The 23,441-nt window shown below is 67.7% G+C and carries 20 protein-coding genes; 13 read left to right on the top strand and 7 right to left on the bottom strand.

What is annotated here, in order from left to right; translation table 11 throughout:
* The first annotated feature begins 5 nt into the window (after window positions 1-5).
* The 9 genes from B141_RS39095 (at window position 6) to B141_RS0105865 (ending at window position 9,697) form a co-directional block, all read left to right on the top strand.
* Entirely contained in the window at window positions 6-806 is an 801-nt protein-coding gene (locus tag B141_RS39095) for a DUF4129 domain-containing protein (protein ID WP_020574244.1), read from the top strand.
* Entirely contained in the window at window positions 803-1,303 is a 501-nt protein-coding gene (locus B141_RS45305; protein WP_020574243.1) for a hypothetical protein, read from the top strand. Before B141_RS39095 ends, B141_RS45305 begins: the two co-directional genes overlap by 4 nt.
* On the top strand, window positions 1,300-2,286 hold the full coding sequence (locus B141_RS0105895; protein WP_020574242.1) for an AAA family ATPase: 987 nt from the start codon (window positions 1,300-1,302) through the stop codon (window positions 2,284-2,286). The genes B141_RS45305 and B141_RS0105895 overlap by 4 nt, the downstream gene beginning before the upstream one ends.
* 10 nt (window positions 2,287-2,296) lie before the next feature.
* Window positions 2,297-3,619 (top strand): DUF58 domain-containing protein, encoded by a 1,323-nt coding sequence (locus tag B141_RS0105890; RefSeq protein WP_020574241.1) that lies wholly within the window; start codon window positions 2,297-2,299, stop codon window positions 3,617-3,619.
* Window positions 3,616-4,188 carry a hypothetical protein gene (locus B141_RS0105885; protein ID WP_020574240.1) on the top strand — a complete coding sequence of 191 codons (573 nt, stop codon included), beginning with the start codon at window positions 3,616-3,618 and terminating at the stop codon, window positions 4,186-4,188. Before B141_RS0105890 ends, B141_RS0105885 begins: the two co-directional genes overlap by 4 nt.
* 234 nt (window positions 4,189-4,422) lie before the next feature.
* Window positions 4,423-5,463, top strand: a complete 1,041-nt coding sequence (locus B141_RS0105880) for an aspartate-semialdehyde dehydrogenase (protein ID WP_020574239.1) — start codon at window positions 4,423-4,425, stop codon at window positions 5,461-5,463.
* Window positions 5,464-5,560: 97 nt separating this feature from the next.
* Complete coding sequence (locus tag B141_RS0105875) at window positions 5,561-5,923, top strand: cupin domain-containing protein (protein ID WP_020574238.1); 363 nt, start codon at window positions 5,561-5,563, stop codon at window positions 5,921-5,923.
* A 51-nt stretch (window positions 5,924-5,974) separates the two neighbouring features.
* On the top strand, window positions 5,975-6,739 hold the full coding sequence (locus B141_RS0105870; protein ID WP_020574237.1) for a VOC family protein: 765 nt from the start codon (window positions 5,975-5,977) through the stop codon (window positions 6,737-6,739).
* Window positions 6,740-7,582: 843 nt separating this feature from the next.
* Window positions 7,583-9,697 carry a prolyl oligopeptidase family serine peptidase gene (locus tag B141_RS0105865; RefSeq protein ID WP_020574236.1) on the top strand — a complete coding sequence of 705 codons (2,115 nt, stop codon included), beginning with the start codon at window positions 7,583-7,585 and terminating at the stop codon, window positions 9,695-9,697.
* Between the two features lie 18 nt (window positions 9,698-9,715).
* Here B141_RS0105865 and B141_RS0105860 read toward each other — a convergent pair whose 3' ends face one another.
* From B141_RS0105860 to B141_RS52160, 3 genes are all read right to left on the bottom strand, one after another.
* Window positions 9,716-11,188, bottom strand: a complete 1,473-nt coding sequence (locus B141_RS0105860) for a glutamate synthase subunit beta (RefSeq protein WP_020574235.1) — start codon at window positions 11,186-11,188, stop codon at window positions 9,716-9,718.
* 177 nt (window positions 11,189-11,365) lie between these two features.
* A complete protein-coding gene (locus tag B141_RS39085; protein WP_026256948.1) occupies window positions 11,366-12,454 on the bottom strand; it encodes a S1C family serine protease in 1,089 nt (362 codons plus the stop codon).
* A gap of 103 nt (window positions 12,455-12,557) precedes the next feature.
* Complete coding sequence (locus B141_RS52160) at window positions 12,558-13,139, bottom strand: TetR/AcrR family transcriptional regulator (protein WP_026256947.1); 582 nt, start codon at window positions 13,137-13,139, stop codon at window positions 12,558-12,560.
* Window positions 13,140-13,221: 82 nt separating this feature from the next.
* Between B141_RS52160 and B141_RS0105845 the strand changes: the two genes are divergently transcribed.
* Window positions 13,222-13,611: a nitroreductase family deazaflavin-dependent oxidoreductase gene (locus tag B141_RS0105845; protein ID WP_020574232.1), complete on the top strand. Its 390-nt coding sequence runs from the start codon at window positions 13,222-13,224 to the stop codon at window positions 13,609-13,611.
* 125 nt (window positions 13,612-13,736) lie between these two features.
* Here B141_RS0105845 and glnII read toward each other — a convergent pair whose 3' ends face one another.
* From glnII to B141_RS45300, 3 genes are all read right to left on the bottom strand, one after another.
* A complete protein-coding gene (gene glnII, locus B141_RS0105840; RefSeq protein WP_026256946.1) occupies window positions 13,737-14,750 on the bottom strand; it encodes a glutamine synthetase in 1,014 nt (337 codons plus the stop codon).
* A 154-nt stretch (window positions 14,751-14,904) separates the two neighbouring features.
* Entirely contained in the window at window positions 14,905-15,708 is an 804-nt protein-coding gene (locus B141_RS0105835) for a hypothetical protein (RefSeq protein WP_157180822.1), read from the bottom strand.
* A 3-nt stretch (window positions 15,709-15,711) separates the two neighbouring features.
* Window positions 15,712-17,094, bottom strand: coding sequence for a M15 family metallopeptidase (locus B141_RS45300; RefSeq protein WP_020574228.1), 1,383 nt, complete (start codon window positions 17,092-17,094; stop codon window positions 15,712-15,714).
* Between the two features lie 379 nt (window positions 17,095-17,473).
* Here B141_RS45300 and B141_RS0105820 point away from each other — a divergent pair, with 379 nt between their 5' ends.
* The 3 genes from B141_RS0105820 to B141_RS39075 all read left to right on the top strand — a co-directional run bounded on the left by B141_RS0105820 (window position 17,474) and on the right by B141_RS39075 (window position 20,715).
* Window positions 17,474-17,884 (top strand): four-helix bundle copper-binding protein, encoded by a 411-nt coding sequence (locus B141_RS0105820; protein WP_040420528.1) that lies wholly within the window; start codon window positions 17,474-17,476, stop codon window positions 17,882-17,884.
* Window positions 17,885-18,070: 186 nt separating this feature from the next.
* On the top strand, window positions 18,071-19,210 hold the full coding sequence (locus tag B141_RS0105815; protein ID WP_020574226.1) for a hypothetical protein: 1,140 nt from the start codon (window positions 18,071-18,073) through the stop codon (window positions 19,208-19,210).
* 65 nt (window positions 19,211-19,275) lie between these two features.
* Window positions 19,276-20,715, top strand: a complete 1,440-nt coding sequence (locus tag B141_RS39075; RefSeq protein WP_020574225.1) for a DUF6880 family protein — start codon at window positions 19,276-19,278, stop codon at window positions 20,713-20,715.
* Window positions 20,716-20,832: 117 nt separating this feature from the next.
* On the opposite strand, the gene B141_RS0105805 is transcribed toward B141_RS39075, so the two are convergent.
* The gene (locus B141_RS0105805) at window positions 20,833-23,352 is read right to left on the bottom strand and encodes a Tex family protein (protein ID WP_084678129.1); all 2,520 of its coding nucleotides are present in this window, start codon (window positions 23,350-23,352) and stop codon (window positions 20,833-20,835) included.
* Between the last annotated feature and the right edge of the window lie 89 nt (window positions 23,353-23,441).

The raw sequence follows: 23,441 nt of genomic DNA, 5'->3' as shown, positions 1-23,441 counted from the left end.
GTGTCATGGACGTCGAGCGGATCGTACGCCGGAACGCGCCGACCGTCGCGGTCGTCGCGCTGCTTCTCCTGATCGTCGTGATCACGAGCGTCTCGAGCCCGCTGGCGTCCAGGCTACCCGCGCCCACCGGCACCGCCCGGCCGGGAGCCGAGCCGGCACCGCCCACGCTGGAGCCACCGAACCCGACCGCGACCCCGTCACCACCGGCGCTCCCCGAGGCGGGCAGCGTTCCGGGGTGGTTGGCGGCGGTCGGCCTGGTGCTGGGGCTGGCCGCCGCGGTGGGGCTGGCGTGGTTGGTGTGGTGGCTCGCCCGCCGGATCACGCTGCGGATCGGCGTACGTCGGCGGGCGCCCTCCGTCACGACCGAGCCGGCACCCGCGGAGGAGGCGGGGCCGGAGGAGGAGGTGCGCGCCGCTGTTCAGGCGGGGCTCGACGACCTTGACGACGAGTCGGCAGACCCGCGCCGCGCGGTGATCGCCTGCTGGCTCCGGCTGGAGTCGGCGGCCGCAGCGGCGGGCACCAACCGCCGCCCGGACGATACGCCGGCCGATCTCATGGCGCGGGTGCTCGCCGCTCACCAGGTCAGTGCCACGCTGCTCCGGCGCTTCGCCGATCTTTACCGGCAGGCGCGCTATGCGCCGGACGTCGTGGACGACGCGATGCGAGCTGACGCCAGGGCGATTCTCGCCGACCTCCGCGCGGGGCTCGCGGCGCCCCGGCCGGCGTCCGAGCCGGCGTCCTCATCCGAGCCGGCGTCCTCATCCGGGTCGCCGTCCGGTCCGGCCTCTGAGTCGGTGGCGCCATGATCGGCCGGATCGCGCGCCTCCTCGCCATCGCCATGGTGGCGACGCTGGCGTTGTACGTGGTGTTCACGATGGCGATCGGGGTGCGCGTGGCGTACGTCCTGTATCTCGCGCTCGTGCTCGCCGTGATGGTCGGCCATCAGATCCTCAGGTCCGTCACGCCCGCTCCGCCGCTCACCGCGCTGCTCCGGGAGGACACGGAGGCGGTGGCGTACGGCGTACCCGACCGGCCGTTCGCGGCTGTCCGCCGCTGGGAGGATCGACTCGACCTGATCCGGGGTGATCCGGAGTACTTCGGGCGGGTCGTGGTGCCTGCCATCGCGGACGTCGTCGACGAGCGGCTCCGGATCGCCCACGGCGTCACCCGGGCGGGCAATCCGGAGCGGGCCGCCGAACTACTCGGACCCAGGATGTCGGGGTTCCTGGCTGGCGGCGGTGCCGGTCGGGTGCCCTCCGCCACCGAACTCGCCGCGCTGATCAAAGAGGTGGAGGAGTTGTGAACCAATCGTCGCTCTCGACCGAGAAAGTGGGCGCACTCTGTCAAGGGGTGCTTGACGCCGTGAGCGGTGTCGTGGTGGGCAAGCGGGACGCCCTCGAACTCGTCCTCGCCGGAGTGCTCGCCGGCGGCCACGTCCTGCTGGAGGACCTGCCCGGCCTCGGCAAGACGTTGACCGCCCGGACGCTCGCGCAGGCGCTCGGCGTGGACTTCCGGCGGATACAGTTCACGCCCGACCTGCTGCCGGCCGACGTGACCGGGTCGCTGCTCTATGACCAGCGCAGCCACGACTTCACCTTCCGGCGTGGGCCGGTCTTTACCAACTTGCTGCTCGCCGACGAGATCAACCGTACGCCGCCGAAGACGCAGGCCGCCCTTCTTGAAGCCATGCAGGAAAAGCAGGTGTCTGTGGAGGGTACGACCTATCCGCTTCCGGCACCGTTCCACGTGCTGGCGACGGCGAACCCGATCGAGTACGAAGGCACCTATCCGTTACCGGAGGCACAGCTGGACAGGTTCCTCCTGCGGGTGTCGTTCGGGTATCCCGAAGCGGAGGAGGAGTTGGACGTCCTGCACCGGCGAATGGCCCGGCGTCAAGAGGAGGTTGTCATCCCGGCCGTGGTCGACAGCGCGACGTTGGTGGGGATGCAGGCCGCGCTGGAAGACGTCGCGGTCGAGGACTCCATCGGGCGCTACATCGTCGAACTCGTCCGGGCGACCCGCGCCGACCACCGGGTGTTGGTGGGAGCCTCGCCGCGCGGATCGCTCGCGTTGTTGCTGGTGGCCCGCGCGCTGGCGGTCCTTGCCGGCCGGGATTTCGTCATACCTGAGGACGTCAAGGCGGTCGCCGTACCCGCGCTGGCCCACCGGATCACGCTCAAGCCGGAGATGTGGCTGCAGGGAGTCGACCCGGCCCGGGTGGTGCGGGACGTGACCGCGACCGTGGCGGCCCCGGCCAGCGGAAACCTGCCCACCTACACCGCATAGGTCCGTGGCGATGACAGCGACTTCACGCGGACGCAGGTTCTTCGCCCCAGAACGCGAGCCTCACGACGACGCCTGGTCACCGACAGCGGCACTGCCGCGGGCGATCGTCATGGTTCTCGTGCTGCTGCTCGGGGCGGTGGTCACTGGCCGGGTCGACCTCGCGGTGCTCGCGGCGCCGTTCGTTCTGGGTGCGGCGCTCGCCCTGCGGTCCCGGCCGCGCCGCCCGCCGACGGTCGCCATGTCGACGCGTCAAGAGAGCCTTGTCGAGGGGGACGAGCTATACGTCGACGTGGTGGTCCACAACTCCGGGGAAGCGGCGTACGACCTCGCTCTCGTTCGGGTGGGCGACGCGGGAGTGGGAATCCCACCTGGGCTTGGGGATCAGGGCGGGTGGCCGGCGATCGCGGCTCCGGTGCGCGCCGCGGAACAGGCCAGGGTCACCCTGCACGGCGAGACCCGTGCGTGGGGCTGGCAGACACTTCCGCCCGCACGGGTTCGCGCCGTAGCCTGCGGCGCCCTCCTGGAGAGCCGGCCGGCCACGTCGGAACCCCTGCGGGTGAAGGTGTTTCCCCGCGACGAGCCGTTCGAGGCCGGGGAGACCATGCCGAACGCCGCCGGTCTGGTCGGCGCGCACCGGTCGCGGATGTACGGCGACGGCGGAGAGTTGGCCGGTATCCGGCAGTACGCACCGGGCGATCGCCTTCGCCGGATCGACTGGCGCGCCTCTCTTCGTACGCGGGAACTCCACGTCGCGCACACCCTTTCTGACCGCGACGCCGAACTCGTGCTGCTTCTCGACGTGCTGCACTCGGTCGGCGTGGACCGCGCCGCGCGCGCGGCGGCCGGAATCGCCCGGCACTATCTGGGCCGCGGTGACCGGGTCCGGTTGCTGGAGTACGGCGGGCGCAACCGCGCCTTGCGGGTCGGCAGTGGCACGCGGCATTACCTGCTGGCGTTGGAATGGCTGCTTGCCCTCACCCCGGGCGAAGGTCCGCACGATCCGGTGGAGGGGATCCTCCGCCGGCACCTGCTTCCCAGTTCGGCGCTGCTCGTGGTGCTCACACCGCTGGTGGACGCGCGCAGCGTCGCGATGGTGGCGAGGTTCGCGCGTACGGGCCGCCCGGTCGTGGCGATTGACACGCTGCCCGAGTCGGCCCGCCCGGCCAATACCAGTCCCTGGTCCGAAGTCGCCTACCAGATGTGGCGGATGGAGCGCCGGACCACCATCGCCCGGCTGCTCGAACACGGTGTTCCCACGGTCGCCTGGGCCGGCAAGGGCAGCCTCGACCACGTACTCCGGGACATGGCACGGATGGCGGCCGCACCACGATGAAACCCCTGGGCTCCCTGCAAGAAGCCGTTGACACCGCGGTTGACGCGGTACGCCGGACCACGCTCGGGTCCCTCGGCGTCCGCCTTCTGGCGTGGGGATCGGGCTTCGCGGCGCTGTGGCTGGTGGTCCCGTCCGGGTTCGCTGGACCTGTCCTGCTGGTCGTCGCCCTCGTTGTCGCGCTCTGTCCAGCCGTGGCTCCCCGCTCGTGGCTGGTGCTCGCGGTTGAACTGGTGGTCGCCGCCGGGTGGATCATACGTACGGCCGTGGCTGGTGAACCCGTGACGTGGCTACCGTTGATCGCGGTCGCGGGCACGCTGTATCTGCACCACACCACCTGCGCCCTCGCGGCGGTACTCCCGCTCGACGCGAGGCTGATGCCGGGTGCGGCCAGGCGGTGGTTCGCCCGGGTCGGCATCGTGGTCGCGGCGACGGCGCTGCTGGCGATCGCGGCGCTCGACCTGCTCCCGCGTCCCGACTACGCAACGCCGCTCGTGGTCCCGGTGGCGGGCGTACTCCTCGTGACCGTACTGACCGCCCTGCTCGCGTACGCAGTGCGCCGCCGGAGGTGACGAGGGGGTCGTGGGATCGATCGGGCGATGTCCCTCACCTGACTGCTCGCAGGCTCCATTGACGTCTTGGTGAGTGACATCGCCCGATCGTTCCCACGTCCGTCGCCGCGAGCAAACGCGAGCCAGTTGATCACGATGACCTCCGCGAGTTTGAATAGGCCTCCCATCCGAACTCGGGTGGGCAGCTGGAATCCGGGTGGCCGGGCGGCGCGGGGCCCTCGTAGTCTTCAGGGCATGCGGATCGGGATTGTCGGCGCCACCGGCCAGGTCGGTGGCGTCATGCGTACCTTGCTGGCGGAGCGCCTTTCAGCCGGGAGCCTCAGCCAGGTCGACGGTGTCAGGTTCTTCGCGTCGGCCCGCTCGGCCGGCCGCACGCTCCCGTGGCCCGGTGGCGACGTGATCGTCGAGGACGCCGAGACCGCCGACTACGCGGGTCTCGACATTGTGCTCTTCTCCGCCGGCGGCACGACCGCCAAGCAGCTGGCGCCCCGCGTCGCGGCGGCGGGGGCCGTCGTGATCGACAACTCCTCCGCGTGGCGCATGGATCCCGAGGTGCCCCTGGTGGTGTCCGAGGTCAATCCCGACGCGGTCGACTCCGTACCGAAAGGCATCATCGCCAACCCGAACTGCACGACCATGGCCGCGATGCCGGTCCTCGCGCCGCTCCACCGCGCGGCGAGCCTGCGACGCCTGATCGTCAGCACCTACCAGGCGGTGTCCGGTGCGGGTGGCGCCGGTGTCAACGAACTCGACGAGCAGGTACGCAAGGCGGCCGGCAGCGCGACCGCGCTCGCCTTCGACGGCGCGGCCGTGGACTTCCCCGAGCCCAGTGCATTCTCGGCGCCGGTCGCGTTCAACGTTCTTCCCTTCGCCGGTTCGCTCGTGGACGATGGCACCGACGAGACCAACGAGGAACAGAAACTCCGCAACGAAAGCCGCAAGATCCTCGACATTCCTGACCTCGCGGTATCGGGCACCTGCGTACGCGTTCCGGTCTTCACTGGACATTCGTTGTCCATCAACGCCGAGTTCGAGCGGGAGCTGCCGCCGGCTCGAGCCCTTGAACTCCTCGCCAACGTGCCTGGTGTCGTGGTGGTCGACGTGCCCACGCCGCTGATGGCCGCCGGCAAGGACCCGTCGTACGTCGGCCGGGTACGCCGTGATCCGACGGTCCCGCACGGTCTGGCATTGTTTGTGTCGAATGACAACCTTCGTAAGGGTGCGGCATTGAACGCTGTCCAGATCGCTGAACTCGTCGCCCAGCGCATCAGCTGAAAAACCGGTCTCTCGTCCCGCCGAATTGTGTCTGGCACCCGCGCGGATCCCGTGCGCGAGGTGCAATGGAGGTGTGGACACACGAGAGGAGGACACGATGGCTGGCACTGAGGTAAAGAGGTTCGACAAACCAGACGAAACCCGGCCGTTCGAGGGTAAAGGACGCGCTGAGGTAGTCACCGTCGGCGGAAGGGTAGTGAGCCGCACCGAGTTCGAACCAGGCTGGCGCTGGTCGATCAACGTCAAGCCAATCGCCCGCACCGAATCCTGCCAGACGTCTCACCTGGGCTACTGCCTTTCGGGGCGCCTGCAGTTCATCATGGACGACGGATCCGAGCAGACGATCGCGCCAGGGGATGTCGTGGCGGTCGAGCCTGGCCATGACGCGATGGTGCTGGGCGACGAGCCGTGCGTGTTCCTGGATTTCGGCTCCGTCGAGGATTTCGCCAAACCAGCCTGATTCTTGGGCGCGTGATCCGTGAAAGGGGCCGGATCGCAAGGGGGAACAACTGTGGAACGAACCGAATATCCGGACGGCGCGCCCTGCTGGGTGGACGCGACAGTGCCCGAACTCGAGGCAGCGCAACGTTTCTACGGCGGCCTTTTCGGGTGGGAATTCGCTGATCAAGGATCAGAAGCGGGGCATTACACGATGTGCCTGCTGAACAGCGTACCTGTCGCGGGATTGATGCCTCCGCAGCCGGGCGGTGAGACGGTGCCGCCGCTATGGATGACATACCTGTCCACGCATGATCTCGATGCTGTCGTTCATGCTGTGACGCACCACGGCGGCAAGGTGATGATGGGGCCGATGGACGTAATGGAGGCCGGTCGGATGGCGATCGCGGCTGACCCCACCGGTGCGGGATTCGGAATGTGGCAGCCGGGCGCCCACGTGGGTGCTGGCCGGTGGGCCGAGCCCGGTGCCGCGGCCTGGAACGAGCTGATCACTCCCGATGGTGCTACGGCGGACGCCTTCTATGAGGCGGTGTTCGGGTACCAGGAGCAGCGGCAGGTTGGTGGCGGCGACTTCGACTACTCCGTATGGAAGGCCGGCGACGAGCAGGTCTGTGGTCGTTGGCAGACGCAGGACCTTCCGCCGCAGTGGATGGCGTACTTCCGGGTCACTGAAACCGACGAGGCGGCCCGCAAGGTCACCGAACTCCTCGGCCGGGTGGAGCACGAACCCCGGGACACGCCGTATGGCCGTATCTCCCATGTGCTCGACCCCTTCGGTGCGCCCTTCTCGCTCATCGGCCCCCTGAAGGAAGGCTGAGGTTGCATCGGCTGAGCCAAGCTCACCGAAACCTTGAGTAGATGCCCACTTTCGCTCGGAAACTGGGCATCTACTCGAGGTTCGCGCCGTCGACTTCAGGTTCGCCCACGATACGAGACATGGCGTCTGGGCCTGCCGAGTTTGTCAGAGGTTTCTCGGCTAAGAGACCGAGAAACCTCAGACAACTCGGGGTTGGCGCATGGTTTCTCGGCATCCGAACATCCTGGGTGTACGCCATTTGAGACGCGCGGGACCTCACGCGGTATTTCTTCACGAAGCACGCTCAATTTGCCTTGCCTGGTCGGGATATGCCGTGCCTTGCACCCGACAATGTGCACCCAATGTGGGACGCCACCCCCGCACGCCCCGGTCTGGCGCAGCTGGGTCGGCAAAGAAGCCGCGACACCTCTACCGAGTCTGCTCCCGCCCCCTTCAACTTGGTCGGAGCGGCGGGCCATGATCGTGAAGGGTTTTCGTCGTTATATGACCAAAATCCTTCATGGTCCTTGGTCGGGTTCGAGGTGCGTCCACTATGCGAGATTGCCCGCGAGGTCGCGGGGAGTTGGCGGAGGAGTTTCGGCATAGAAGCCGAGATACCTCCGCCAAGTCGGCTCCGGCTCCCTCCAAGATGCCGCGGCTTGGGTCTGCCGAGGTACTTGCACCGTTGCGCCACAATGGCGGACATGAGCGAGCGCAGCGAGCGAATCAATCAACACAGCGGCTTGGGTGCCTCATGCGCGCCCGCAGCGGAGCGAGGACGTGCATGAGCGAGCGGAGCGAGCGAATCAATCAACACAGCGGCTTGGGTGCCTCATGCGCGCCCGCAGCGGAGCGAGGACGTGCATGAGCGAGCGGAGCGAGCGAATCAATCAACACAGCGAGGTCGCGGCGGGCATATCCGAGGACGACCCGTATCTCTGGCTGGAGGAGGTGACGGGCGAGGCCGCACTCGCGTGGGTGCGGGAGCGCAACGAGGAGACTCTCCCGACGCTGACCGGCAGCGAGCGGTTCGAGGAGATCCGTACCCTGGTCCGGCAGGTTCTCGACTCTGACGACCGCATCCCGTATGTGCGCCGTCGCGGGGAGTACCTCTACAACTTCTGGCAGGATGCGGACAACCCGCGCGGCCTCTGGCGACGTACGACGCCCGACTCCTATCGCACGCCCACCCCCGACTGGCAGGTCCTGATCGACGTCGACGCGCTTGCCGAGCGTGATGGTGAGAACTGGGTGTGGCAGGGCGCGGCCGTACTCCGCCCCGGCTTCGGCCGCGCGCTGGTGCAGCTGTCCCGGGGCGGGGCTGACGCGACGGTGGTCCGGGAGTTCGACCTCGAGACCCGCGCCTTCGTCGACGATGGCTTCTCGCTACCGGAGGCCAAGAGCCGGGTCGGCTGGATCGACATCGACCGGATCTACGTCGGCACCGACTTCGGCCCCGGCTCTCTGACCTCCTCGGGTTATCCCCGGATCATGAAGGAATGGCGGCGCGGCGCTCCTTTGTCGGAGGCCGTCACGGTCTTTGAGGGCAAGCCCGATGACGTGTCGGTCTCGGCTGGTCACGATCCCACCGAAGGCTACGAACGCGATTACGTGTTCCGGGCGATCGACTTCTATTCGACAGAGAAGTATGTCCGGAACGGTGACGATCTCGTCCGGATCGACGTACCAAACGACGCTGACGTCGACATCCATCGCGAGTGGCTGCTGATCCGCCCTCGCACGCCATGGACCCTCGGCGAGACCACCTATCCCGCCGGGGCCCTGCTCGTCGCGAACTTCGACGCCTACCTCGCTGGCAAGCGGGAGTTGACAGTGGTGTTCGAGCCGGAACGCCACACGTCGCTGAGCGGCTGGGCCTGGACACGTCACCACCTGATCCTGAACTCGCTGTCCCACGTCAAGAGCCGCCTGGAGGTGTTGACCCCGGCCGCGAACGGCGAGGCCTGGCAACGCGCACCCCTGCCAGGTGTTCCCGAGTTCGGTGACGCCGCGATCGTCGACACCGATCCTGACGAGAGTGACGAGTACTTCCTCAACTCCAGTGGCTACACCGAGCCGGCCACGCTGCGGTACGGCCACCTCGGCGGAGAGGTCGAGATCCTCAAGCAGGCGCCGGCTTTCTTCGACGCGGAAGGGATGTCGGTCCAGCAGCTCTTCGCGACCTCCGACGACGGCACCCAGATCCCTTATTTCCTGGTGAAACCCAGCGGTCAGCCGGCCGAGGAGGGCGATGCGGGCGGCGAGCTGCCCGGCCCGACACTGCTCACCGGCTACGGCGGATTCGAGATCTCGCTCACCCCTGGTTACAGCGGTGCGCTTGGACGCGGGTGGCTGTCGCGCGGCGGCACCTATGTCGTGGCCAACATCCGCGGCGGCGGGGAGTACGGCCCCGACTGGCATCGTTCGGCGTTGCGCGAGAACCGACTTCGTGCGTACGAAGACTTCGCCGCGGTGGCGCGTGACCTTGTCCAGCGTGGCATCACCACCGCGTCCCGCCTCGGCGTCCAGGGCGGCAGCAACGGCGGGTTGCTGACGGGCGTCATGCTGACCCGTTACCCGCAGCTCTTCGGCGCTGTCGTGAGCCAGGTTCCGCTGCTGGACATGAGGCGCTACCACCAACTGCTCGCGGGTGCGTCCTGGATGGCGGAGTACGGCGATCCGGATGACGAGGCCGACTGGGCGTTCCTCCGCGGGTTCTCGCCGTACCACAACGTCCGCGCCGACCAGACGTACCCACCGGTGCTCTTCGTCACCTCCACCCGGGACGACCGGGTGCATCCGGGCCACGCGCGCAAGATGGTGGCGCGGACGCGGGAGCTGGGGCTCGACGTGTCCTACTACGAGAACATCGAGGGCGGGCACGGCGCGGCCGCTGACAACGAGCAGCGCGCGTTCATGCAGGCGCTGGTGTACGAGTTCCTGTGGGAACGCCTGACGGGCAAGGGACCGCGCGGGTAGGGGCGGAGCGCGTGGCCCCTACATCGGACGGCTGAACGGCGTGACCGGGGCGGGCAGGTGGGAGTGGCCCGTGAGGTAGCCGTCGACGGCGGCGGCGCAGGCCCGGCCGTCCGCGATCGCCCACACGATCAGGCTCGCTCCGCGCTGGGCGTCGCCGCAGGCGAAGACACCGGGCGTGGAGGTCTCCCAGTTCGCGCCGAGCGCGATCGTGCCCAGGTCAGGATCGACCGCCACCCGTAGCTGGTCGAGGAGGGTGAGTACGTCAGTGCCGGTGAAGCCGGCCGCGAGGAGGACCAGCTCAGCGGGAATCTCCTCCTCGCTGCCGGACACCGGGACGAACGCGCGCCGGCCGTCGGCCCGCTGGCGGCGTTCGACCGTGACGAGCCGGATCGCCTGGACCCGTCCGCGTTCGTCGCCGAGGAACTCCACCGCCTCCCGGGACCAACCCTCGACCACGCCCTCCTCGTGCGCGGGCGAGGACTTGTGAACCCGCGGCACCTGCGGCCAGGGGTTCACAGTCTCGTTCCGCTGCTGAGGGAAGCGCGGGTTGTGGTCGAGCTGGTGGACGTCAAGAGCGCCTTGCCGGTTCGCCGTACCCAGGCAGTCGGCCGCCGTGTCACCGCCGCCGATGATCACCACATGCCTGCCCGCCGCCGTGATCGCCGGGAGGTCGAGATCGCCCGCCTGGACGTGGTTGGCCATCGGAAGGTACGACATCGCCTGGTGTATGCCGGCCAGATGCCGCCCGGGCAGCCCGACCTCGCGTGGCAGGTGGGCGCCGGTGGCCAGGATGACGGCATCGAAGGACCGTCGAAGGTCGTCGCCGGTCAGGTCGAACCCGGCGTTCACACCGGTTTCGTACCGCACCCCTTCTGTCGCCAGCTGGGCGAGCCGCCGGTCGACGACCCATTTCTCCAGCTTGAAATCAGGAATGCCGTACCGCAGTAGACCGCCGATCCGGTCGTCGCGTTCGAAGACGGTGACGTCGTGTCCGGCCCGAGCGAGCTGCTGGGCGGCGGCGAGACCGGCCGGGCCGGAGCCGACGATCCCGACCCGCTTGCCGGTGTGGGTGGGCGCCGGCCGGGGCGAGACCCATCCCTCGGTCCAGGCGCGTTCGATGATCGACAGTTCGATCTGCTTGATGGTGACGGGTTCGCTGTTGATCGCGAGGACGCAGGCCGGCTCGCAGGGCGCCGGGCACAGCCAGCCGGTGAATTCCGGAAAGTTGTTGGTCGCGTGCAGTGACTCGATGGCGGACCGCCAGTCGTCGCGGGCGATCCGGTCGTTCCACTCGGGGATGAGGTTGCCGAGTGGACAGCCGGCGTGGCAGAACGCCACCCCGCAGTCCATGCAGCGCTCCGCCTGAGATCGGACCACCTCGGGTGCGGGTGGCTCGAGCACGAACCGCCAGTCCCGCAGGCGTTCCGCGATCGGGCGGGTATGGAAATCCACGCGTTGGTGGTGGAGGAAGCCCCAAGGGTCAGTGGCCATGGCACTCCACGGCGAACTACGAAATGCTTCGGCGTGAAACGCCGCTGGCTCGTGATCAGACCATGCTACGCGGGCACGAGGGGGTTTCCGCATTGCCCCGGTGCGGGGTGGATCGGAAACCCCACGGGCGCCCGCGGTGGTTCCAGCCTTCGTTCCAAGGCTTTCGTTCCAGGTAGTTCAGCTGGTCCCACCCGCTTCGATCCGGTCAATGATGGTCTTGGCCTGATTGATCGGGATGGCGAATCCAAGTCCGACGCTTCCGCTTTCGCTGCTGCTCGATGCCGGTGAATAGATCGCTGAGTTGATTCCGATCACCTCACCGGCGGCATTGATCAATGGCCCACCGGAATTCCCCGGATTGAGTGACGCATCGGTCTGGATCGCATGGTATGTGACGCTCTGGTCGGCGGAGCTGGTGCGGCTGAACGGTCCGTTCGGCGTCGGGTCGCTGGAGCCGACGGTGACCTCGCGGTTGAGTGCACTGACGATGCCCGAGGTGACCGTTCCCTGGAGTCCTTCTGGAGAACCGATCGCGACCACCTGGTCGCCGACCTGGACCTTGGAGGAGTCGCCGAGTTTCGCGGCGGTCAGTCCGCTCACTCCCTCGGCCTGGATGACGGCGAGGTCGCTGCTGGGGTCGGTGCCGACGATCGAGGCCCTGGCCTTGCTGCCGTCGTTGAACGTCACCGTGATCGTGCCACCGTTGGCCGCTGCGGAGATGACGTGGTTGTTGGTGAGAATCCGACCGCCGGCGGAGAGGACGACGCCCGAACCCGTGGCGCGGCCGGCGTACGTAGACACGTTGATCTCGACGACGCTTGGCGACACACTCTTCGCGATCTGGGCGACGGTGGAGGCGCTGGTCGTCGTATTTGCGACGGACTGGGTCGACGTGGCCAGACCTGTGTCGGCGACCACGGTGCGATCCGACATCACCAGGCCACCGGCCACGCCACCCAGCGCCCCGGCGCCGATCGCGACCGCGGCGAAGGCCGCCACCAGCGCACCGGTCCTGCGGCCACGGTTCCACCGATGGTCACCGGGCCCAGGGGGCGCGGCCGCGGGCGGGGGCACGGGCGGCGCAGCCGGCGGTGGTGGTGGCGCGGTCGGGGTTGGGGCCGCAGCCGCGGCCGAGGCCTGAGGCGGGATCTCCCGGGCGGGAGGGATGGGGAGGTTCGGCTGAGCCGTCGCTGGCGTGGCCGACGTTGACGCGTACGGCGTCGCAGGTGGAGCCGGAGTGCTGTGCGGGGTCATGGCTTCGTTCATGTCCCCGACTCTGGCCGGTGGACTTGAGACCCGGCTGTGCGTCACCTGAGGTTTGTCACATATGAGAAGGCTGAGATCCAGCCGGCCTCAGATTCGCGACTGGTTACCGGGCTCGAAGGTGGCGGGTCACGACCGGGGTGAGTTGCTCCACCACCTCGTCGAGCGGCAGGGAGGCGATCGGCTCGATCCGGAGCACATGCCGAAGGACCGCGAGCCCGATCAGCTGCGACATCGCGAAGTCGATGCGGAGTGCGGCATCCTCGCCACCACCGAGCGCAACAGCGAGTTGACGATAGACCCGCTCGTGCAGGAACTCCCGCACCAGTCGCGCGGACTCCTCCTGGGTGGCAGCCCGGCGGATCACCGCGAGCAGGGGCGTGCGGGTGGGCGGGTCCTCCCAGAGTTCGAGGAAGGCCCGCGTCAGGCGTCGGCTCATGCCGCGCGGGCCGGAGCCGATGATCCGGCGGGCCAGGTCGTCAGGGTCGACCGGCCACTCGATCGTGGCGCGGAAGAGGCCCTCCTTGGACCCGAAGAAGTGGGTGACGAGCGCGGCATCCACACCGGCGTCGCGGGCGATCGCCCGCAGCGAGGTCTGGTCGAACCCCTTCTCGGCGAACTGGCGTCGTGCCACCCGTAGGAGTTCCTCGCGGGTGCCGCTCTGGCCGGGCCTGCGTCCTCGTGTCATCGACGAAAAATTCTACAGGTGATGAGTTGCGGTGCTAGGCTGACCGGCGTACGACAAATTCCACACCTGAGGAGTTGTCGCGATGCCGCTGCCCAGAGCCGTTGCCCGGGCCAACCGGGTTGGGATCAACCGGATCGTCAGGTTCGTCGCGCCATGGCTGCCAGGATTCGGCTTGGTCATTCACCAGGGGCGGCGGTCTGGCCGCACTTTCCGCACGCCCGTGAACGTCTTTCGCCAGCAGGATGGGTTCGTCATCGCCCTCACCTATGGTCCGGAGGCCGACTGGGTGATGAACGTCGAAGCCGCGGGTGGCTGCGAGCTGCTCAGCCGGGGCCGGCGATACACCCTGTCGCAGCCGCGGGTCTTCCATGACGAAACGCGCGCCGGGATGCCGGCGGTGTTCGTACGCCAGGTGCTCTCGCTGGCGAAGGTCGCAGATTTCCTGTCCCTGAAGGCCGTCTCCACCCGCTAGAGGCAAGTCCACGCAAGGAAAGAGCCGCGGCTGACGGGTCGTATCGGCGTACGACCGCCCAACCGCGGCTCAAGGAGTACGCCCGCGCGGTGTCGCACGGGTAGTACGAACGAATCAGGGCGTGCTCACACGTGGCCGGCCTTCTCCAGCGCTTCGCAGCAGGTGTCGACGATGAGGCGGGTCACGGTGTACGGGTCGCAGTTGGCGTTGGGGCGGCGGTCCTCGAGGTAGCCCTTCTTGTCAACCTCGGCTTGCCACGGGATGCGGACCGACGCGCCACGGTTGGAGACGCCGTAGCTGAACTCGCTCCACGGCGCGGTCTCGTGCAGGCCGGTGAGCCGGTGCTCGATCTCGGCGCCATATCCCTTGATGTGCTCCTGCGCCTTCTCGCCGAGCGCCTCGCAGGCCGTGATGATGGGCTCGTAGCTTTCCCGCATCGCCTTGGTGGAGAAGTTCGTGTGCGCGCCCGCGCCGTTCCAGTCGCCCTTGACCGGCTTGGGGTCGAGCGTGGCGGCGATGCCGTACTCCTCGGCGACGCGGTAGAGGAGCCACCGCGCGACCCAGAGCTGGTCGGCAACGTCGAGCGGGCTGAGCGGCCCGACCTGGAACTCCCACTGGCCCGGCATGACCTCGGCGTTGATGCCGGAGATCGACAGGCCGGCGGCGAGGCATGCGTCCAGGTGCGCCTCGACGATCTCCCGCCCGAACACCTCGTCGGCGCCGACACCGCAGTAGTAGAAGCCTTGTGGGGCAGGGAATCCGCCCGCCGGGAAGCCGAGAGGACGGTCGTTCTGGAAGAAGGTGTACTCCTGCTCGATCCCGAACAGCGGCTCCTGCGCGCCGAACTTCCCAGCCACCGGAACCAACGCCGACCGGGTGTTGGACGGGTGCGGCGTCATGTCGGTCAGGAGCACCTCACACATGACGAGCTTGTTGTCACCACCCCGGATCGGGTCCGGGCAGGAGAAGACCGGCTTGAGGACGCAGTCGGACGCCCGGCCCTCGGCCTGGTTGGTGCTCGATCCGTCGAACCCCCAGATGGGAAGGTCTGCACCGTCGGGCAGGATCTTGGTCTTGGACCGCAGGCGGGCCGTGGGTTCGGTGCCGTCGATCCAGATGTACTCGGCCTTGTAACTCAACGAGAATCCCTCCATCAGGCCGACTCGTGGCTGCCGGCCATGCCGAGGGTCGCAATGCGCTGTTTCGAGGCATGTGCGCCAATGTGAATATCGTGTGAACGCCTACCATGCTTCGACTTATTCGGAAGTGATCGTCACGGAGCCGCGCGTCACCTTACGTGCCCAGGCGCATCCGGAGAGCGGTGGCCATGGTGGTCTGGTCGAGGGGCATAGCGCTGGCTCGGCGCTCGACAATAACCAGCCCGACCCGCCGGCCAGTTCGTACGACGGTCTCGTCCCAACGCGCGCCGTCCGCACCCGGCCCAACCTCACGCCGGACGTCGAACAACGTGTCAACGTCCGGTTGTCGCAGGTCGGCCACCAGCCGCGGGGTGGTAAGTCCTGTCCGCGATGCCGGGGAGGTGCAGAGCTCCAGCATCTTTGCCAGCCCGCTGACCAGCGCGGCCGCCGCGTCCTCATGGGCGTACTCCAGGGCGAGCGCGACCGCGGCCCGGCCGTCGGGTGTCCGGTAGGTCTGCTCCAGTGCGTGCCGAGGGACGGGGAGCGGATCGAGGCGATCCAGGCCGGGGCACCCAAGCGGCACGATGGAGAGCGCGACGTCACCTGGCTTCCGGGCGCGCACCGGCGCGCCGTTGGAGACGAAGCTCTCCTCGGCGGCGTCTGGTTCGGAGTACGGCTGGAAACCCGGGCCGATCCGGCTGGCCGGTGGCAGGTTGGCCGCGGTCAACGGACCCGAGGTTGTCGCCGGAGGAGTGGGGAGCCGAGGGTCTGGTGCGGACGACGGCGCCGAGGCGGCCGCGGGTGGCGCGTCGGTCCTGGTGGGCCGCTCGGTTGCGACTGGTGCCGGCGGATTCGCGGATGTCGAGGTCTCGGTCGCCGGCCAGGCGCCGCAGCCCGCGGTCGCGGCCACCGCCACCGCGAGTGCGAGCGCGGCGACCACCTGGCGGATCTGGATCACCGGTCAGGCCCCGTTCTCGGAGAAGTGTTGATAGTCGGGGTACCTCCACCGCGCGCCCCACGGCCAGCCAAAGCCACGGAACACCGATTCGACCGGATCGCCGCGCAGGATCATTCCCTTGCGCTTGTTGTTACGGTTGAGATAGGTCTCCGAGCCTTCGGGATAGACCTTGGTGGCGGTGACGTACGGATTTTCGAACGTGTTGATATCGACTGCGTTGCCGTACGAATGTTGGGAGAGCCGGTAAGGATTACCGGTGACCTTGCGACAGTTGAACGCCGAGGTGTTGTCGGCTCGCATGGACGCCTCGTCGCTGCCCTTGTACTTGTCCACAGGGACGATACGGCGAATCGCCCAGTTGTTGGCCTGCGCGGACTTGAAGACGGCGGTGACTTCCGGCACCACACTGGAGCGCACCACGATCGTGCCGTACTGATCGTCAAGGGAGAAGTTCCGGAACGGCAGCCGGATCATCCGCAGGTTGGCCGGCTTGACGGGACAACCGCTGCGATAGGTGTAGGGCAGGTCTGATGCGGTGGGAACCGTCATCGCGGTGGACCAGGGAACCCTGACGTACGCCGCCCGCTTGGCGGGGTAATACTGGATCGTCGCGTTCTGGAAACGTTGCCAGGTGCCATTCGGTCCGGGTTTGGCCGCGCTGGTCGGGAGTCCGATCCACGAGGATTCGGCGCCGATCGTGAGGTATTTGTGGAGGATCGGCCCGAGCGCCTCCCATGCGCCGGTGCTGACTGAATACCAGATCCGGCCGTGCTGGAAGTTCGTCACGCGTACGCCGGCCTTCTTTCCGGCGTACTCACCTTTGTTCGGTACTCCCAGGGGACCGCTCGGGCCGCCCAGGGTCAGATAACGTGCCAGTGTCGCTCCGAGAACGGCGTGGGGTCCTCTCGAACTGGTGAAGTAGACCCGCCCTTTGACGAAGTTCTGGACGGTTGCACTGCCAGATTGGTACGTCGTGCTCGTCGGGAGTCCGAGCGACCCGTCAGGCCCACCGAGCGCCAGGAAATGGTCCAACATGACACCGGTGAGTTCCCAGGCACCCGCGGCGGTGGAGTAGTAGATACGCCCATTCATGAACCAGCGAAAGTAGCCTCCGGTGACCGGTGTGACCGCGGACGTGGGTGGTCCGAGTACGCCGGTGGGTCCGCCAAGCGCCTGGTACCGCGCCTCGATCGCGCGGGCGGCCTCTTCGGACGGGTCTGTCGCGGCCGGCGAGGTGGCGAAGGTTGGGATCGTGGGCATGGCCGAACGGGCGGCTGGCGGGTGTGCGGAGGCGAGCCCTGACAGTCCGAGGACCAGGGCGAGCGCGATCGCGGCCAACGACAGGACCGCGATGATGAGGAGCGATCGAATTCGGGTGATGTCCACGGCAAAATCCCTCGGTGTTGCTCAGAAATGCTGCTGCGTTACCCAGAAATGGCGCTGATAAGAAACTGTCTGTCAAAATGAAGATCTCGCATGCGTTAGTGACCGAACCGTGCGGAGTGTTTGCTGATGGCGCAGAAAAACATATCGCGGAGATTGGCTTGGTGGTGAACGTTTCGTGGTGATGGGCAGGCATTCTCGGTCGGATTAACGTCCACCGCAATGCGGTCGAGGTCGGTCGCTCGAGTTCGTGTCACCCAGGCTGCGTCAGCTCTGTGCGCGTGTGGATCCGCGGCGACGGGTATCCGCTACGAGAGCGTGCCGCTGGTGAAGCTGTGGCCGACGGCCACGGCGGCGGGAACGCCGGAAGTGGGGGACAGTGATGGTCGTCAGTGAAATGCTGCGGGCGTATCCGGCCGAGATGGCGAAAATGGATGGCGACATGCTCGCCCGGTGCATCGAGGAATGCTATTCCTGTGCACAGATATGTACCGCCTGCGCGGACGCCTGCATGGCTGAGTCAGACAAGGTCATGGCGACGCTGCGCAAGTGCATTCGTTCCTGCGAGGACTGCGCGGATGTGTGTGACACGACCGGACGCATCCTCTCCCGCCAGACCGGCTACGACCCCGCAATGACGCGCACGATCCTGGAAGCCTGCATGGCGATGTGTCGTGCGTGCGCGGAGGAATGCGAGCGGCACGCGGGCCGACACGAGCATTGCCGCATCTGCGCCGAGGCGTGCCGCCGGTGCGAGCAGGCCTGCAGTCAGCTCATGGGAGCCCTGCGGTAACAGCGCGAGCCTGCTGATCGCAGACGCGAACCTCGACCACATAGTCGGTGGCGCGAGCACTTTCCCTGCCGGAAGTTCTTCTCCACGGCGGGAATTGTGTCCGCGCCGCCGTCGTGTGTGTGAGTAGCTTGCCCGTGGACCCGGCTAGGCTTGGCGGCCGTCGGCCACGCATTGCAAGGGGACCGCATGAGTGAGTACCAGTACTATCAGTTTCTGGCCGTGGATCAGGCGCTGGACGATCGTCAGTTGGCGGAGTTGCGCGCGCTTTCGACTCGCGCGACCATCACTCCAACCAGTTTTGTCAACACGTACGACTGGGGTAACTTCCGCGGCAACCCCTCAGCATTGATGGAGAAGTACTTCGACGCCTTTCTCTATCTCGCCAACTGGGGAACCCGCCAGTTGATGATCCGATTGCCCTCTCAACTGCTCGACCTCGACGCTGCTCAGGCCTACTGTCCCGGAGAGGCGGCCTCGGTGTGGGCAGAAGGCGACCACGTGATCCTCGCATTGGCTTCCGAGGATGAGGATGGAGACTTCGAGTACGGCGGCGACGGTTGGTTGGCCTCGATCATCCCGGTCCGCGGTGAGCTGGCCGCTGGTGATCGACGCCTCCTCTATCTCGCCTGGCTGCTGTGCGTGCAGGCGGGTGCACTCGACGATGACGAGGTGGAGCCGCCGGTGCCGGCCGGTCTTACCACGCTGAGCGCATCGCTACGAGCGTTCGTGGACTTCCTTCGCCTTGACGAGGATCTGCTCGCGGTGGCATCGGAGGCCAGCCCTCAGCCGCGCTCGACAGCTGCAAGCGAGGGAGAGCTCCGCCGATGGATTGAGGCTCTCCCCGCGCAGGATAAGGACGCACTCCTCCTGCGGATGGTTCGCGGCGACGATGCACACGTGAGTGCCGAGCTCGTGCGCCGCTTCCACGATGATCAGGCGATCCCTGACGAATCTGAGGCTGAGGGGCGAATGGTCGGGGACCTGCTTCTCGCCGCGGAACGCCGGTCTATGCACCGCGCTCGGCGCGCCAAGGAGCGCCAGGCGCGGGAACGGGACCGCCAGGAGCGGGCGGCCGTTGTTGCCCGCGACGAGCGCTTGCGGGCCCTCGCGGCGCAGGAGGAACCCGCGTGGCAGCGGGTGAGCGAACTCATCGACACGAAGAAGCCGAAGAAGTACGACGAAGCAGTCGCACTCCTCACCGATCTACGCGCGTTGGGCGAGCGCGAAGGACGCGTGGACGTGGTTGCCGAACGCCTCGATCAGTTACGCCGCCAGCATCACACGAAGCCGAGCCTGCTCGAACGCTTTGCTCGCGCCGGTCTCTGAGCGTCTCTGGGTGAGGTGCGGCGCAGCAGGTCCGCGTGGTGAGTGTGTCGGCAGAATAGGGCGGCATGGTAGGTCGTCGCATTCGCAAGCGGGTCGGTTCGGGCGGTCAGACAACCGCGGACAGCAGGCTGCGGGAGTTCCTCGCGGGCCAGGACTCGGCCTGGCTCGCCGATGAACTACTGAACGCCGCCGCCTCCGACCCGTTGCTGCTGGCCCGGCTCGAACGTGCGGCCGGCCGGGATCCAGGTCGTTCGTACGACGACACGAAGCTTCGGGGCCGCCTCCATCAGGCGGCTGAGGTCGCTGATTACGTGAGCTACCGGGAGGCTGCGGCGTACTTTCGGGATGTCGATGAGGCGCTCGACCAGGTCGAGGAACTGATCGAGCAGGGATCCGCCGCCGCTGTGGTCGGTTTGGCGGAGTACGCCCTGGAGTTACTCGAAGATTCGGCCGAGTTGGTTGATGATTCCGATGGAGGCCTGCGGGCGGCGATCGACCGGGCCGAGGAGATTCACCTGGCCGCCTGTGTCGCTGCCAGGCCGGACCCGGTTAAGTTGGCCGAACGCCTCGCCCAGCTGGCGCTCGCGAGCGACTGGGAGATCTTTCTGACCGCATTGCCGACCTATGCCAATGTGCTTGGACCGGCCGGTATGGCTCGCTATCGCGAGCTGGTGGAGTCCGCGTGGCGAGGGCTGCCGGCAAAGAAGCGGGACGAGTACGGCAGTGGCTTTACGATCACTCGCCTCATGGAGCGGCTCGCCGAATGTGAGGGCGGGACCGATGCGTTGGTGGAGGTGCTCGCCCGGGATGTCGACAGCTCGTACGACATCTGGCGGATCGCGGAGCGGCTCTGCGCTGACGGTCGCGACGAGGACGCCTTGGAGTGGTTGCGACGTGGACTCAAGGACTTCGAGCCGGACTCGCGACTGCGTGCCCTCGCCGCCGAGTGCCACCTCCGTGCGGGCCGGCGGCGTGACGCTATCGAACTCCTCTGGGCAAACTTCGCCGACCGCCCTTCGGTAGAGGCGTACCAAACGCTGCAGGCCGCGGCCGGTGACGCGTGGGCGACGTGGCGAAAGCGGGCGTTGAAACTGTTACGCGGCCAGCCTCGTGCCAAGGAGATCTCCGGCCCGTCGTACCTCGAGCCCGCCGGTCATTCAACGCTGGTCGAGGTCCTCCTCTGGGAAGGTGACGTCGACGCTGCCTGGTCGGCGGCAAGGATTGGCGGATGTCGTAGTCGGCTCCGGCTCCGGTTGGCGCGGGAACGCGGCAGAACCCACCCCGCCGATGCGATACCGATCATTCAGTCCGCGGCTGAGGCGGCGATGGAAACCAAGAAGCGGGCTACCTACGGCGACGCGGCGGCGCTGCTCAAAGAGGCGAAATCCCTCGCGCGACGGTGCGGACAGACCAAGGAGTTCGGGGCATATCTGATCGAGCTTCGAGCAACGCACAAGCGCAAGCGCGCCTTGCTCGCTGAACTCGACCGTGCCGGCCTGCGCTGACCGGCACAATCACCCGACCGCACAGGCTCCCGATCAGCTGGGCAGAACGTGGAGACTGAGCGGGCCTATAGCACCGCTCGGTCTCCACGATGTCCGGTCAGGTGAACGCAGAGCAGGTCAGCGCTTGCGTTTGTCGGTGTTGCCGCCACCGATCAGACCGGCGCGGCGGAGAGCGTCGGCCATCGCGCCGCTGCCCATGCTGCCGCCCGCTCCGGCACCCGAGTCATTGCCGGAGCGCCCGCGCTCCTGGCGGTTGCCGCCCCGGCGTTCGCCTGGCTTGCCGCCGCCGCGCCGCCCAGCGCCGGAGGGTGTGCCCGAGCCGCGTCCGCTCGTACGCCCGCCGTCGCTGCCGGCGGGGTTGACCTCGTCGTCCAGCCGCAGGGTCAGCGAGATCCGCTTCCGGGCGATGTCGACTTCGAGCACCTTGACCCGGACGATGTCGCCGGGCTTCACCACCTCACGCGGGTCGCTCACGAAGGTCCGCGACATGGCCGACACGTGCACGAGCCCGTCCTGGTGGACGCCGACGTCGACGAAGGCCCCGAACGCCGCGACGTTGGTGACGACTCCCTCCAGCACCATGCCGGCGACCAGGTCCCCGAGTTTCTCGACACCATCGGCGAACGTCGCGGTCTTGAACGCCGGACGCGGGTCGCGACCTGGCTTCTCCAACTCGGTAAGGATGTCGGTGACGGTCGGGAGGCCGAACGTGTCGTCGACGAAGTCCTTCGGTGACAGCTGGCGGAGCCAGGAGGAGTTGCCGATCAACTCGGTGAGGGTCTTGCCGGTCGAGGTGACGATCCGGCGGGCGACGGGGTAGGCCTCGGGGTGGACGCTCGACGCGTCGAGCGGGTCGTCACCCGCCGGGATGCGCAGGAAGCCCGCACACTGCTCGAACGCCTTGGGGCCAAGGCGTGGCACGTCCTTCAACGCCGTTCGGGAACGGAACGGGCCGTTAGCGTCCCGGTGGGCGACGATGCTCGCGGCCAAGCCCGAACCGATGCCGGAAACCCTGGTCAGCAACGGTGCGGAGGCGGTGTTGACGTCGACGCCCACCGCGTTGACGCAGTCTTCGACCACGGCGTCGAGGGACCGCGAGAGCTTCACCTCTGACAGGTCATGTTGGTACTGCCCGACACCGATGGACTTCGGGTCGATCTTGACCAGCTCGGCCAGCGGGTCCTGCAGCCGGCGGGCAATGGACACCGCGCCGCGCAGCGACACGTCGAGCTTGGGGAGTTCGTTCGAGGCGTACGCCGAGGCCGAATAGACCGACGCCCCCGCCTCTGAGACGACCACCTTGGTGAGCTTCAGCTGCGGGTGCGCCTTGATCAGGTCGCCGGCCAGCTTGTCGGTCTCGCGGGAGGCGGTGCCGTTGCCGATGGCGACCAACTCGACCTGGTGGGCGTGCGCGAGCCGGGCGAGGATCGCGATCGACTCGTCCCAGCGCCGGGCCGGCACATGCGGATAGATGGTCTCCGTTGCGACCACCTTGCCTGTGGCGTCGACCACGGCGACCTTCACGCCGGTACGGAACCCCGGGTCGAGCCCCATGGTGGGGCGAGTGCCGGCAGGAGCGGCGAGGAGCAGGTCGCGCAGGTTGCCCGCGAACACTCGCACCGCCTCGTCCTCAGCCTCCTGGCGCAGCCGCATCCGCAGGTCGATGGTCAGGTGGACGAGAACGCGGGTGCGCCAGGCCCAGCGCACTGTGTCGGCCAGCCAACGGTCGGCCGGGCGGCCGCGGTCGTCGATGTCGAAGCGTTCGGCGATCCGGCGTTCGTAGGAGTTTGGTGCGCGGTCAACGGCCGCGATGGCCGCGTCGGCACCCTCCTCCTCAGGCTCGAGGGTCAGGCCCAGGACTTCTTCCTTCTCGCCGCGGAAGAGCGCGAGGATCCGGTGCGACGGAAGCTTGGTGAACGGCTCGGCGAACTCGAAGTAGTCGGCGAACTTCGCGCCGGCCTCCTCACGTCCCTCACGCACCCGCGACACGAGCTGGCCGCGTGACCACAGCAGCTCGCGGAGCGTGCCGATGAGGTCGGCGTCCTCGGCGAACCGCTCGACCAGGATGGCCCGCGCGCCGTCGAGAGCAGCCGCAGTGTCGGCGACACCCTGGTCGGAATTGACGTAGTCCTTCGCGGTCGCCTCGGGGGCGCGGGTCGGATCGGTGAGGAGCGCGTCGGCGAGCGGCTCGAGTCCGGCCTCCCGTGCGATCTGCGCTTTGGTACGACGCTTCGGTTTGTACGGCAGGTAGATGTCTTCGAGCCGGGCCTTGGAGTCCGCGGCCAGGATCTGCGCTTCGAGCGCGGCGTCCAGCTTGCCCTGCTCGCGGATCGAGTCGAGGATCGCGGCGCGGCGTTCCTCCAACTCCCGGAGGTAGCGCAGGCGTTCCTCGAGCGTGCGGAGCTGAGCGTCGTCGAGGGCGCCGGTCATCTCCTTGCGGTAGCGGGCGATGAACGGCACGGTGGCGCCGCCGTCGAGCAGATCGACCGCCGCCTTGACCTGGCCATGGCGTACGCCAAGCTCCTCGGCGATGCGCTGATCGATCGCGGCCGTCTGCTGGGCAGCCGACACCTGTTGGGCAGCCGAGCCCTGAACAGCGGTCGAGTCCTGAACAGCCGCCGAGTCCTGAGTAGCCATCGTCACGTCCTGATCTGCTCTCGATTCGACTTCGCCGAGCATTCTGCAGGGGACCACCCCCACTTGTCGCATCGCCCTTCGCCAAAGCC

It is taken from the genome of Actinopolymorpha alba DSM 45243, assembly GCF_000373925.1.
Lineage (GTDB): Bacteria > Actinomycetota > Actinomycetes > Propionibacteriales > Actinopolymorphaceae > Actinopolymorpha > Actinopolymorpha alba.
This window is presented reverse-complemented; position numbering and strand designations above follow the sequence as displayed.

Coding starts and splice junctions, on each gene's coding strand:
- B141_RS0105860 (WP_020574235.1), bottom strand. CDS start 11,188: ATGGCCACTGACCCTTGGGGCTTCCTCCACCACCAACGCGTGGATTTC.
- B141_RS0105880 (WP_020574239.1), top strand. CDS start 4,423: ATGCGGATCGGGATTGTCGGCGCCACCGGCCAGGTCGGTGGCGTCATG.
- B141_RS45305 (WP_020574243.1), top strand. CDS start 803: ATGATCGGCCGGATCGCGCGCCTCCTCGCCATCGCCATGGTGGCGACG.
- B141_RS39075 (WP_020574225.1), top strand. CDS start 19,276: ATGGTAGGTCGTCGCATTCGCAAGCGGGTCGGTTCGGGCGGTCAGACA.
- B141_RS0105865 (WP_020574236.1), top strand. CDS start 7,583: ATGAGCGAGCGGAGCGAGCGAATCAATCAACACAGCGAGGTCGCGGCG.
- B141_RS0105820 (WP_040420528.1), top strand. CDS start 17,474: ATGGTCGTCAGTGAAATGCTGCGGGCGTATCCGGCCGAGATGGCGAAA.
- B141_RS0105815 (WP_020574226.1), top strand. CDS start 18,071: ATGAGTGAGTACCAGTACTATCAGTTTCTGGCCGTGGATCAGGCGCTG.
- B141_RS52160 (WP_026256947.1), bottom strand. CDS start 13,139: ATGACACGAGGACGCAGGCCCGGCCAGAGCGGCACCCGCGAGGAACTC.
- B141_RS39085 (WP_026256948.1), bottom strand. CDS start 12,454: ATGAACGAAGCCATGACCCCGCACAGCACTCCGGCTCCACCTGCGACG.
- B141_RS0105890 (WP_020574241.1), top strand. CDS start 2,297: ATGACAGCGACTTCACGCGGACGCAGGTTCTTCGCCCCAGAACGCGAG.
- B141_RS0105805 (WP_084678129.1), bottom strand. CDS start 23,352: ATGGCTACTCAGGACTCGGCGGCTGTTCAGGACTCGACCGCTGTTCAG.
- B141_RS0105845 (WP_020574232.1), top strand. CDS start 13,222: ATGCCGCTGCCCAGAGCCGTTGCCCGGGCCAACCGGGTTGGGATCAAC.
- B141_RS0105875 (WP_020574238.1), top strand. CDS start 5,561: ATGGCTGGCACTGAGGTAAAGAGGTTCGACAAACCAGACGAAACCCGG.
- B141_RS0105885 (WP_020574240.1), top strand. CDS start 3,616: ATGAAACCCCTGGGCTCCCTGCAAGAAGCCGTTGACACCGCGGTTGAC.
- B141_RS39095 (WP_020574244.1), top strand. CDS start 6: ATGGACGTCGAGCGGATCGTACGCCGGAACGCGCCGACCGTCGCGGTC.